Below are 12,336 nucleotides of genomic sequence, written 5' to 3'. Positions count from 1 at the left end.
CCCTATGACAGGGCATGACAACGACGTCTACCGTCCGAGCGACCGCGACCTGCTGAAGCGGGCGATCCGGGAAACCGCAGCCCGGACTGGCTCGGCCGTGTTCTTCGCTGGCCTCGTCAATCGCACCGAGCTCACCATCACCGAGTTCCTCGGCACGACGACGCACGGTCTGAAGAACCTCAGCGTGCAGCCCGGCGAGGGCGTGGGCGGGCGGGCCCTCTCCCAGGCGCGCACGGTCGGGGTGGCCGATTACTTCGACTCCGACAGCATTACTCATCATCACGACGACGCCGTACGCATCGAGGGGCTGCGGACCATGGTGGCGCTCCCCATCCTCGTGGACGGCCGTGCCCGGTGTGTCCTCTACGCGGCAACGCGGGAGCGCACATCGATCGGCGAGTGCGTGGTGACGGAACTCAGCGCCGGCGCCTCGAGGATCTCGCGGGAACTGGCCATTCGGGACGAGGTGGACCACCGGGTCGCGATTCTCCGGGTCGTCCAAAGCCTGGCCGCGGAGCCACCGGACCGGAACCTCATCGAGACCGTCCGGCTCGCGCATGCCGAGCTCCTCTCGGTGGCCAGCACCACGACTGATCCCGAGCTCGCCCAGCGCATCCTCGCCGTGACCGCACGGCTCGAGGGCTCCGACGCGGCGCCGGCCGGCGTCCCGCACCTCACCCGACGGGAGACGGATGTGCTCGCCCAAGTGGCGCTCGGCTGTTCCTATGCCGAAACCGGCAAACGGCTCTCACTCAAGGCAGTCACCGTGAAGAGCTACATGCAGACGATCATGGCGAAACTGGACGGGCACAGCCGTGCGGAGGCCGTAGTGGCCGCACGCCGTCTCCGCCTTTTGCCCTGACCGGTGGCGCGAAAACACCTCCATCGGGAGGTGGTGGCGAACGCACGGCGCTGGCACGATGACATCTTCGCGTCGAAACAAACCTCGTTTCGACGACCGATGTCAAAGGAGATATCGCATGCTCGAAAGCCTCGCACCGGTTGCGAACCGGTCCGGTCCGCGCCCCACCTCGATGGCCAGGGTCGCCGTCGCCAGCTCGATGGGCAGCATCATCGAGTTCTACGACTTCCTCATCTACGGTACGGCTGCGGCCCTCGTCTTCCCCCAGGTCTTCTTCCCGGCGCTCGGCCCGGCCGCCGGCACCCTCGCCTCATTCGGAACCTTTGCCGTGGCCTTCGTCTCGCGCCCCCTTGGTGCCGTCCTGTTCGGCCACTTCGGTGACAGGCTGGGGCGCAAGAAAACGCTCGTCAGCACACTGCTCATCATGGGCATCGCGACCGTCACCATCGGGCTGCTGCCCGACGCCAGCGTAATCGGGATCGCCGCGCCGATCATCCTCGTTGTTCTCCGCTTTCTTCAGGGATTCGCTGTCGGCGGCGAATGGGCCGGCGCGGCACTGATGGCCGCCGAGTACGCCCCGCCCAAACACCGGGGCCTCTTCGCAGCCTTCCCCCAACTGGGCCCGTCGATTGGCTTCGCCCTCGCGAGTGCAACCTTCCTCATCATCAATCTGTCACTCGGCGACAAGTCAGAGGCATTCCTCACGTACGGCTGGCGCATTCCTTTCATCGGAAGTGCAGTGCTCGTTATGATCGGTCTCTACATCCGCCTCAAGATCGAAGAGACTCCGGTCTTCAAGGAGGCCAGCAACTCGAGCGCCGTCCCGGCCGGCCCCCGCAAGCTGCCCGTGTGGGAGTCGGTGCGAAACCAGCCACGCCAGATCCTCTTGGGCGGCGCCTCCACCATGATGCTCTTCGCCTTCTTCTACATCGGCACAGCTTTTCTCAGCAGCTATGGCACAAGTGCCGAGGGCCTTGGCCACAGCCGGCCCACCATCCTCTCGCTGGGAATCGTCGGCGCGATGTTCTTCGCAGCAGGAACTATTGGCAGCGCTATGCTCTCCGACCGGATCGGCCGCCGAGCCGTGATCGTTGGCTCGTGCGTCGTGGCGATCCCCTGGTCGCTCCTGCTCTTCCCGATCCTCGACATCGGCACCACCTGGTCGTTTGCAGTCGGGCTGTCCGGCACGCTGCTGATCGTCGCCGGCATCTACGGTCCGGTGGGCGCCTTCCTGCCGGAGCTCTTCGCCACCCGCTACCGCTACACGGGTGCCGGAATGGCCTACAACCTCGGAGCGCTCGTCGGCGGCGGCATCACACCGCTGGTGGCGGCATCGCTCGGCGCCAGCCTGGGAAGTCCCGCCATCGGGCTGCTTCTGGCCGGCGTGAGCCTGGTGAGCCTCTTCGCCACGTTCGGCCTCGCGGAAACCCGTGGCATCGACCTCGCAACTTCCGGAACCACCGCCGCAAAGTGACCGCAGCGGGCGCCCTTTTCAAGTCGGTGGGGTGCTGGCTTGAATGCCTAAGGGGTGTCGCGAACTTCTGTTTGGAGTGATGATCAGTGGTCCCGGATCGAGCCGTTGCTGCCGTGTTCTGACGGGCAAAGGGCCCACCCAGTTTTCATAGTCGCGTGCGGCGCCAGACACGCTCCGCAGCCGGTCTCAGAGGGAAACGTGCCCGAGGTGGGACTCGAACCGGGCTCCAGCCCTTGCAAACACTGGGAAGTCAAGGAAACATCCCCAATCCAAGCCAGTCCGACCCGATCCGACGCCCAGGGTGTGCGCATTGTGCACAATACAGCTCAGTCAGCTGGGTGTTGACTGTGCGCAGTGCGTGCAGCCCTGACCTTGCGCTTTACGAACAGGCACTGCCTCCTTTTTGCAAAGCCGTCGAAGAGTACGCCGAGGGGCCAATATCCTTCCACGAGCACAAGCTCGCTCAGTCAAGGAGTCAACAAAACCGGGGCAGTCCCTTCCGCCGGGCAGAGCAGGTCGACTAGTTCTCTGAGCTGTTTCGGCAGGAACGGTTTGGCCAGGTAGGCGGCTGCGCCAGAGGCCATGCCGGCCATCTCGTCGTCGGGCTCGGCGCGGGCCGTGATGAAGAGCATCGGGGCTTCTGACAGGTCCCGGATCCGGTGTGCCACCTCGTGGCCATCGATGTCAGGCAGCCCGAGATCCAGCGTCACCAGCACCGGGTGCAGGGTCCTGGCAGCGGCTAGGCCCTCTGCTCCCGAAGCGACAGCATGGACGTCGAACCCCATCTGGGTCAGAATGACGCAGATCAAACTTCGAATGTCCTGGTCATCTTCGATGACCAGGACAACTCCTCGTGATTTCATGGCATCTCCCGGTGCTGTCTGCGAAGTGTAGGACCGAAGCCGCCGCTGCACGTCCTAGGCCCGCCTAAGCCCACACTCACAGACAACTTCGGAATGATTCAATGCTGTTGCGCCGGTGATGTAGGCCCAGTTTAGCGCCGGGTTTGACCTGTGGAGCTTATTTCGTGCAGCCGGCGGATACGGAGCAGCAGCACCGAACGGGCAAACTCCTCCGGGGCTAGCCCAGGCGTTTTTTGAGGTTGTCGTCTAGAGCTGCGAGGAAGTCCTCGGTGGTAAGCCATTTCTGGTGCGGGCCCACCAGAAGCGCGAGGTCCTTAGTCATCTTGCCGGATTCGACCGTCTTAATGACGACGTCTTCGAGGGTGACGGCAAAGTCTATGACGGCGGGGGTGCCGTCCAGTTTGCCGCGGTTTATGATGCCCCGGGTCCAGGCGAAGATCGAGGCGATCGGGTTGGTCGAGGTCGGCTTGCCTTGCTGGTGCTGACGGTAGTGGCGGGTGACGGTGCCGTGCGCGGCTTCGGCCTCTACGGTCTTGCCGTCCGGGGTCATCAGCACGGAGGTCATGAGACCGAGCGAGCCGTAGCCCTGGGCGATGGTATCCGATTGGACGTCGCCGTCGTAGTTCTTGCAGGCCCAGACGTAGCCGCCGTCCCACTTCATCGCCGATGCCACCATGTCATCGATCAGGCGGTGTTCGTAGCTGATGCCGGCTGCTACGAACTGATCCTTGAACTCGGCGTCGAACACTTCCTGGAACACGTCCTTGAACTGGCCGTCGTAGGCCTTCAGGATCGTGTTCTTGGTGGAGAGGTACACCGGGTAGTTCCGCTGCAGCCCGTAAGCGAAGGAGGCACGGGCGAAGTCGCGGATGGAGTCGTTGAAGTTATACATGCCCATGGCCACGCCACCGCCGTCGGGGTATACGACCACCGTCTGCTTGATCTCTTCGCCGCCGCCGGAGGGTGTGAAGGTCATGGTCAGCGTGCCCGGACCCGGGACCTTGAAGTTAGTGGCCATGTACTGGTCGCCGAAGGCATGGCGGCCAATGATGATCGGCTTGTTCCAGCCCGGGACCAGACGGGGGATGTTGGAGATGATGATCGGCTCGCGGAAGACCACCCCGCCCAGGATGTTGCGGATGGTTCCGTTCGGGGAAGCCCACATCTTCTTCAGGCCGAATTCCTCGACCCGGGCCTCGTCGGGGGTGATAGTGGCGCACTTGACGCCCACATTGTGTTCCTTGATGGCGTTTGCGGCGTCGATCGTGACCTGGTCATCGGTGGCGTCGCGGTTCTGGATGGACAAGTCGAAGTACTTCAGGTCCACGTCCAGGTGCGGGAGGATGAGGCGGTCCTTGATGAACTGCCAGATGATGCGGGTCATCTCGTCGCCGTCAAGCTCCACAATGGAGCCAACAACCTTGATCTTTTCGTTCATACCGTCTCCTTGATTCATGGACATATTGACCCACACCGATGGTGGTCTCTGACATCTGAAGCCCTCGCGGTGGGTCTGACGTCGCGGGCCGGCGCGGATGACGCCGGATCACCTGGTTCTTTCCGGGTACACGCTGGCAGGCGAAGCCGGAAGTGGTGCCCGGTGCGCGGAGGGCACCGGGCACCACGTCTGGCACCTATCGGGAGCTGATGCGCGGCGTCCCCCGTCGGGCGGCGAAGCGGTTTTTTAGGCGTTGCAGCTCGACCGGCAGTTCGGGGGGCAAAGAGTCGCCGAACCGGGCATACCACTGGTCGATGCTGTCAATTTCCTGGGCCCATTCCTGCGAATCGACCGCCGACGCGGCCCGGAGGTGTCCGGGTGTGATGTCGAGGCCTTCGATATCGAGGCAATCCAGCGCTGGGACGAAACCGATTGGGGTTTCAATGGCGGCAGCTGTCCCCTCGAGCCGTTCAATGGCCCATTTCAGGACACGGGAGTTGTCTCCGAATCCAGGCCAGAGGAAACTACCGTCGGTGTCGCGGCGGAACCAGTTGACCAGGAAGATCCGGGGCAGTCTGGCGGGATTGGCCGTCCGGCCGATCTCCAGCCAGTGTTTGAGGTAGTCCCCGGCGTCGTAGCCGATGAAGGGGAGCATTGCCATCGGATCGCGGCGGACTACCCCGACCTGACCGGCTGCTGCCGCTGTCGTCTCGGAGGAGAGAGTTGATCCCATGAAGACGCCCCCCGTCCAGTCCCTGGACTCGGTGACGAGGGGGATGGTTGTTTTACGTCGGCCGCCGAAGAAGATCGCAGAGAGTGGCACGCCCTCGGGTTGGTAGTATTCCTCGGCCAGGATACTGACCTGGCTGATGGGGGTGCAGAACCGTGAGTTAGGGTGCGCTGCGGGCCGGCCGGAGGCGGGGGTCCAGTCCTGTCCGGTCCAGTCGGTCAGGTGCTCCGGGGTCTCCCGGGTCATGCCTTCCCACCAGACGCCGCCGTCATCGGTGAGGGCGACGTTGGTGAAGATAGTGTTGCCCTTGGCGATGGCGTCCATCGCGTTGGGGTTGGTGTGCCAGCCGGTGCCCGGTGCGACGCCGAAGAGGCCCGCCTCCGGGTTGGTGGCGCGCAGTTCCCCGTCCTTGCCCGGACGTATCCAGGCGATGTCATCCCCGAGGGTTTCCACCGTCCAGCCCTCCACGGTGGGGTTGAGCAAGGCGAGGTTGGTTTTACCGCAGGCCGAGGGGAAGGCGGCGGAGATGTAGTAGACCTTCCGTGCCGGGCTGGTGAGTTTGAGGATGAGCATGTGTTCCGCGAGCCAGCCCTCCTGACGGGACATCGCGGAGGCGATGCGCAGCGAGTAGCATTTCTTGCCCAGCAGCGCGTTGCCCCCGTATCCGGAACCGTAGGACCAGATGGACTTTTCCTCAGGAAAGTGGACGATCCATTTATCGTCATTGGAGGGCCAGCTGACATCCTGTTGACCTGGCTCCAGCGGTGCGCCGACGGAGTGCAGTGCTGGGACAAAATCCGCGTCCAGTTCGACCATTTTGGCCAGGACATCGTTACCGGTGTGGGCCATGATGCGCATGGACGCGACGACGTAGGCGCTGTCGGTGATCTCCACCCCGAATTTGGGGTCCTCCGCGTCCAGGTGGCCCATCACAAAAGGAATCACGTACATGGTGCGCCCCCGCATGGCCCCGCGGAAGAGCCCGTGCAGGTTCTCCTTCATCCGTGCCGGCTCCATCCAGTTGTTGGTGAAGCCCGCGTCGCGTTCGTGTTCGGAACAAATGTAGGTCTGCTCCTCGACCCGGGCGACGTCCTTGGGGTCGGAGAAGGCGGCAAACGAGCTGGGAAACCTGTCTTCGTCCAGGCGGACCAGGGTTCCGGCCGCAACGAGCCCGTCGGTGATCGTGCGGTATTCGGCATCTGAGCCGTTGACCCAGTGGATGCTGTCCGGCCGGGTCAGGCCGGCAACTTCGCTGACCCAGTCCGAGAGGCGGGCAAGGGCGGCCGGGGCGGTATCCGTGACGGTGGTCTGTGTGGAATTTGGCAAGGTTCTCTTCCTTCCCCCGCGCTTTGTACCGTTGGCGGGGACGATCCTAGAAGGTGATGGAGTAGTTCATCGGAGCACCGCAGTCAGGGGCAGATGAGAGTCCAGGAGCGGCTGCGAATCCTTCGAAGGTTGGCCACATGCATTCAGGCACTTAACTATTTGATGGTTTCATCATTTTATATAATAGTCCATATGGGGACGCCGGTTCTCCTGAACCCGGCGTTCCGGGGCGCCGTCATGCCGCCCCGTGACGCATCGCCAAGTGAAAGCGACTGTTCCGATGGACCGAATTCCCGTCGGTACCCTGATGAAAGAGATTGCATAGTCTCGGACGGTGCCCGCGCCCGGGTTGTGCCGTTAAAAATCCGCGGGGCGTCCGCTCATCACCCGAGGCTTCCCGGCGTCACCAGGGGCGGCGATACCGCGGTCCTCCCGAACTCGGCCAGGGAGGCCCGCGGGAAGAGCGCCGTGACGAACACACCCGCAGGACGGGACGCCGCGGCGGTGCAGAGTGCGGGGGTGCCGGTCCCAAATTCGTAGGTCGTCAGGCCGGTGCCGCGCCCTACGGATACTGACCGTGAGGTGCCTGGTCGTGGTCCGGTCCGCGTCGCCTGCGCGGAGCCCGACCAGGCAGCTCCCCCCGCCGGCCGGCGCGTTCCGCAGTGTGAAACGGGAGCGGACCGGTCCGTGGAAACCGGACCTGGCGGGGACGAAATGCTCCGACCCCTGTTATATTGGATGATGGATCTATAAAGTAGTCAAGCAAGCGTTTATTGTGATCGGCCGGGGAGGCAGACATGGAAGAATTCTCGGATTTCCGGGCACCGTTGTACGAGGTGAAGGCCAACCTTTTCAAGGGCTTGGCGCACCCGGTCCGGATCCGCGTGCTGGAGCTCTTGTGTGAGGCTCCGGAGGTGTCGGTGACGGAGCTGTTGGCGGCGACGGGCCTGGAGGCCTCGCATCTGTCCCAGCACCTGTCTGTGTTGCGCCGGTACCATCTGGTCCGGGGGGAGCGGCGGGCGCTGCAGATGTTCTATTCGTTGGCGTACCCGCAGGTCGCCGACCTGCTGTCCGTGGCGAGGTTGCTGCTCAACGACATCCTGCACGCTACCCGTGAGCAGCTCGAACATTCAGCCGCCACGTCCCCTCTGACTGCGGCAGCCGGAAGTTCAAAATGAAGGCACTGACGGCGGCGCGCGCGCTGCTGCCGGGGTGGAAGGACTATGCAGATCTGCCCCGCACCTGGAAAGGCGACCTCATCGCCGGGGTCACCGTGGGTATCGTCGCCCTGCCGCTGGCACTGGCCTTCGGGGTCAGCTCCGGCGCCGGAGCGGCCAGCGGACTGATCACCGCCGTCATCGCCGGCATAGTTGCCGCCGTCTTCGGCGGTTCCAACATCCAGGTTTCCGGCCCCACCGGGGCGATGGTCGTGGTCCTGGGCCCGGTCATCGCCACGCACGGCGGCGGGGCCCTGGCAGCCGTGGCGGTCCTCGCCGGGGTCATCGTCGTCGCCGCCGGGGTGCTGAAGCTCGGCAGAGTCGTGACGTTGCTGCCGTGGCCTGTCATCGAGGGCTTCACCCTCGGGATTGCGATGATCATTTTCCTCCAGCAAGTCCCGGCCGCTTTCGGCGTCAAAGCCGGCCCGAGCAGCAACGCCGCTGTTTCGGCCGTCCAGGGACTCGCAACAACGTCCCCAGCCGCACTCCTGGCCCCAGTGGCACTGGTGGCACTGGTCGCGGTGATCATGATTGCTTCACCCCGGATCCACCCGCAGATCCCCGGTTCCCTCGTCGCCATAGTCGTGGCGAGCATCGCAGCCCAGGTACTCGACCTGCCCGTGGCCCGGATCGGAGCCCTGCCCGACACCCTGCCGGCCCCTGTCATCCCCGCTCTGGACTGGGGCACCATGACCGCCCTAGCCGCACCGGCGGCGACCATCGCGGCGCTGGCGGCGATCGAGTCGCTGCTCTCGGCCCGGGTTGCCGCGTCGATCTCCGATACCGGCCCCTACGACGCCGACCGTGAGCTCCTGGGCCAGGGCCTCGCCTCTGTGGCATCCGGGTTTTTCGGCGGCATGCCGGCCACCGGGGCCATCGCCCGCACCGCGGTGAACATCCGCTCCGGCGGACGGACCCGGCTGGCCGCCATCACGCACGCCCTGGTGCTGCTGGCCGTGGTCTATCTGGCCACTGGTCCGGTCTCGAGGATCCCGCTGGCGGCGCTGGCCGGGGTTCTAATGGTCACCGCCACCCGCATGGTCTCCCTCGGCACGCTGCGCAGCGTGATCGGCTCAACCCGGGCCGACACCGTAGTGTTCTTCGTCACTGCCCTGATCACCGTGTCCTTCGACCTGATCGAGGCAGTGGCAATCGGCATCGCCGTCGCTTCCTTCTTCGCCCTGCGCGCCCTGGTCAAGTCCAGCGGCGTGCATCGCGAAGAGATCCCCGGCCCCGCCCGGGACGGGGATGAGCACATCGCTGTCTTCCGCCTCGACGGGGCCCTGTTTTTCGCCGCAGCCGAGCGCGTCCTGGACCGGGTCAGTACGATCCGAAACGTCGATGTCGTCATCATCCGCATGTCCCAGCTCCAAGTCCTGGACGCGACCGGGGCCCGGGTCATCACCGACATCGTCAATGCCCTCGAACGCCGCGGCATTACCGTGCTGATCAAAGGCATCCAGGACCGCCACCTGGCCTTGGTCACCCGGGTCGGCGTCCTGGAATCCCTGCGCCACCACAAACACCTCTTCGCGGACCTGCCCCCGGCCGTGGAACACGCCCGCAGCCACGTTGCCCGCGCCCAGGCCGAACGCGCCGGACAAAACCCCGGACAGGACGCCGCACCTGGCGCCGGCACGGCGGAGGCCACCGGCATGCCCACGGCGCGCAATGAATGATATGGAGCACCTATTGCCGTCAACAGCGCCCGGGCAATCCCGGCCGGAACGGGACCGCATGCCGCAGTACCTCATGGTTTTCGGACTGGCGGCCCTTCTTCTGCTCGACGGCCCGGCACTCGTCACAGTGCCCGGGAGCCGGGCCTGGATGGCAGGGGTGGTACTGACCGGCCCGATCGTCGGCATCCCCGCAGGGATCGCCGTTTTCCGACTCCACAACCGGGCGGGCCGCCGCTCAGACGGAACAGCCGCCCGGCGCCCGAATGGGAGCCGGCCATGAGTGTGGACGGCATGCCGTTGCCGGCGTGGAAGCACGCAGGGCGGGGCCGGCCCGGCTACCCCGCCGACGCCCCGGCCTGGAACCGCTGGTACGCCGAAACGGACTACGGCTGGGCCCCTGCCAGCTCGTCGGTGCGCTCAGAACTCAACGGACTGGCCCCGGGACGGGCGCTGGACCTGGGGGCCGGGGACGGGCGCCACGCGGTGTGGCTGGCCGGCCGCGGCTGGCGCGTGCAGGCCATGGACTTTTCGTCCGAGGCCCTGGCGATCGGACGCGAACGTGCCTTCGCCGAGGGCGTGACCGGCCTGATCACCTGGTCGGTGGCCGACGTCACCGCCCACACCCCTGACCCGGGGAGCCTGGACCTGGTCCTGGCTGCCTTCCTTCACCTGCCCGGACCGGAACTCGAAGGAACCATCGCCCGCAGCGCTCGGAGCCTGGTCCCCGGGGGTCTGTTCCTGTACATCGGCCACGCCCCGGCGGACCTTCGCGAAAGCGCCTCCGTGCCACGGACCGCAGCCGTGCTGCACGACAGCGCCCGCGTGGCCGCCTGGGCCCGGAGGGCCGGACTGTACGTTGAATCAGCCGGAACCCGGTCCCGGCCCGTTCCCGGTTCCCGCCGCCCCGCGCTGGACTGCGTCGTTCTGGCCCGCTGCCCGCCCCCTCCAGACCCGTCTCCGTCCACCGAACACTCTCACCGCGAGGTCCCGTCATGACAGCACGCACCAGCACCGCCACGGTCCCTGTTTCTGTGGTTCCCAGGTCCAAGGGCAAGATTGTCGTCAGCTGGATCACGACCACAGATCACAAGACCATCGGGTACATGTACCTCATCGCGTCCTTCACGTTCTTCTGCCTGGGCGGTGTAATGGCCCTGCTGATCCGGGCCGAGCTCTTCGAGCCCGGGATGCAGATCCTGCAGACCAAGGAACAGTACAACCAGCTGTTCACCATGCACGGCACGATCATGCTCCTGATGTTCGCCACGCCCCTCTTCGCCGGGTTCGCCAACGTCATGATGCCCCTGCAGATCGGCGCCCCCGACGTCGCGTTCCCGCGGCTGAACGCCCTGGCCTTCTGGTTCTTCCTCTTCGGTTCCCTCATCGCCGTGTCCGGCTTCATCACACCACAGGGCGCAGCGTCGTTCGGCTGGTTCGCTTACGCGCCGCTGTCCAACACCACGTTCAGCCCGGGGGTCGGTGGTGACCTATGGGTCTTCGGCCTTGCCCTGTCCGGCTTCGGCACCATCCTTGGTGCGGTGAACTTCATCACTACCATCATCTGTATGCGCGCACCGGGCATGACCATGTGGCGGATGCCAATCTTCACCTGGAACACCCTGGTCACGGCCATCCTGATCCTGATGGCCTTCCCGCCCCTGGCCGCGGCCCTGTTCGCGCTGGGCGCCGATCGCCGCTTCGGCGCGCACATCTTCGACCCCGAAAACGGCGGACCTGTACTGTGGCAGCACCTGTTCTGGTTCTTCGGCCATCCCGAGGTCTACATCATCGCGCTGCCGTTCTTCGGCATCGTCTCCGAGATCTTCCCGGTCTTCAGCCGTAAGCCGATCTTCGGCTACAAGGGCATCGTCTACGCGACCATCTCCATAGCAGCCCTGTCCGTGACTGTGTGGGCACACCACATGTACGTGACCGGCTCGGTGCTGCTGCCGTTTTTCGCCTTCATGACCATGCTCATCGCCGTACCTACGGGCGTGAAGTTCTTCAACTGGATCGGCACCATGTGGGGCGGCTCGCTGACCTTCGAAACGCCCATGCTCTGGAGCCTGGGCTTCATCGTCACATTCCTCTTCGGCGGCCTGACCGGCATCATCCTGGCCTCCCCGCCACTGAACTTCCATGTCTCCGACACGTACTTCGTGGTGGCACACTTCCACTACACCGTCTTCGGCACCGTCGTCTTCGCCATGTTCGCCGGCTTCTACTTCTGGTGGCCCAAGTGGACCGGCAAGATGCTCAACGAGCGCCTCGGAAAGATCCACTTCTGGATGCTCTTCCTGGGCTTCCACGGCACCTTCCTCATCCAGCACTGGCTCGGCGTCGAGGGCATGCCCAGGCGCTACGCAGACTACCTTCCGCAGGACAACTTCGCCGTGATGAATCAGTTCTCCACCGCCTCTTCCTTCCTCCTTGGCGCGTCCTTGATCCCGTTCTTCTGGAATATCCACATCACCTGGCGCCGCGGGGAAAACGTGGAGGTGGATGATCCGTGGGGCTTCGGCGCCTCCCTGGAGTGGGCCACGTCCTGCCCGCCGCCGCGCCACAACTTCACGTCCCTGCCGCGAATCCGCTCCGAACGCCCGGCCCTTGACCTGCACCACCCTGAACTGGCCCCTCGGACACACGACACCGCCCGGACGCCGGCCGCGGCCGCCCTGGGTGCCGCAGATATCGGAGAACGGGATGTCCCTTCCCCCGACATCAAAGTCTGACCTTCTCCCGGCCTC

General features: G+C 65.1%; 9 protein-coding genes. 6 read left to right on the top strand and 3 right to left on the bottom strand.

Translation table 11 applies throughout. The features are described 5' to 3' along the window. Positions 1 to 4: 4 nt before the first annotated feature. Both NIBR502772_RS12715 and NIBR502772_RS12710 read left to right on the top strand, forming a co-directional pair. On the top strand, positions 5 to 862 hold the full coding sequence (locus NIBR502772_RS12715) for a LuxR C-terminal-related transcriptional regulator (RefSeq protein WP_141140477.1): 858 nt from the start codon (positions 5 to 7) through the stop codon (positions 860 to 862). Positions 863 to 980: 118 nt separating this feature from the next. Beyond that, complete coding sequence (locus NIBR502772_RS12710) at positions 981 to 2,336, top strand: MFS transporter (protein WP_141140476.1); 1,356 nt, start codon at positions 981 to 983, stop codon at positions 2,334 to 2,336. A 467-nt stretch (positions 2,337 to 2,803) separates the two neighbouring features. Here the strand turns inward: NIBR502772_RS12710 and NIBR502772_RS12705 are convergent, their stop codons facing one another. The 3 genes from NIBR502772_RS12705 to NIBR502772_RS12695 form a co-directional block, all read right to left on the bottom strand. Next, positions 2,804 to 3,199, bottom strand: coding sequence for a response regulator transcription factor (locus NIBR502772_RS12705; protein ID WP_141140475.1), 396 nt, complete (start codon positions 3,197 to 3,199; stop codon positions 2,804 to 2,806). 217 nt (positions 3,200 to 3,416) lie between these two features. Continuing rightward, positions 3,417 to 4,637, bottom strand: coding sequence for an NADP-dependent isocitrate dehydrogenase (locus tag NIBR502772_RS12700; RefSeq protein ID WP_141140474.1), 1,221 nt, complete (start codon positions 4,635 to 4,637; stop codon positions 3,417 to 3,419). A 196-nt stretch (positions 4,638 to 4,833) separates the two neighbouring features. After that, the gene (locus NIBR502772_RS12695) at positions 4,834 to 6,693 is read right to left on the bottom strand and encodes a phosphoenolpyruvate carboxykinase (GTP) (RefSeq protein WP_141140473.1); all 1,860 of its coding nucleotides are present in this window, start codon (positions 6,691 to 6,693) and stop codon (positions 4,834 to 4,836) included. Between the two features lie 797 nt (positions 6,694 to 7,490). On the opposite strand from NIBR502772_RS12695, the gene NIBR502772_RS12690 reads away from it, so the two are divergent. From NIBR502772_RS12690 to ctaD, 4 genes are all read left to right on the top strand, one after another. Next, positions 7,491 to 7,871, top strand: a complete 381-nt coding sequence (locus tag NIBR502772_RS12690) for a metalloregulator ArsR/SmtB family transcription factor (RefSeq protein ID WP_141140472.1) — start codon at positions 7,491 to 7,493, stop codon at positions 7,869 to 7,871. Beyond that, positions 7,868 to 9,589: a SulP family inorganic anion transporter gene (locus tag NIBR502772_RS12685; protein WP_246848503.1), complete on the top strand. Its 1,722-nt coding sequence runs from the start codon at positions 7,868 to 7,870 to the stop codon at positions 9,587 to 9,589. Before NIBR502772_RS12690 ends, NIBR502772_RS12685 begins: the two co-directional genes overlap by 4 nt. Positions 9,590 to 9,865: 276 nt before the next feature. Then, on the top strand, positions 9,866 to 10,585 hold the full coding sequence (locus NIBR502772_RS12680) for a bifunctional 2-polyprenyl-6-hydroxyphenol methylase/3-demethylubiquinol 3-O-methyltransferase UbiG (protein ID WP_168223540.1): 720 nt from the start codon (positions 9,866 to 9,868) through the stop codon (positions 10,583 to 10,585). Continuing rightward, positions 10,582 to 12,321, top strand: a complete 1,740-nt coding sequence (gene ctaD / locus NIBR502772_RS12675; protein ID WP_141140471.1) for a cytochrome c oxidase subunit I — start codon at positions 10,582 to 10,584, stop codon at positions 12,319 to 12,321. The genes NIBR502772_RS12680 and ctaD overlap by 4 nt, the downstream gene beginning before the upstream one ends. Positions 12,322 to 12,336: the final 15 nt, after the last annotated feature.

The sequence above is a fragment of the Pseudarthrobacter sp. NIBRBAC000502772 genome (genome assembly GCF_006517235.1).
In the GTDB taxonomy this organism is placed as follows: Bacteria; Actinomycetota; Actinomycetes; order Actinomycetales; family Micrococcaceae; genus Arthrobacter.
This window is presented reverse-complemented; position numbering and strand designations above follow the sequence as displayed.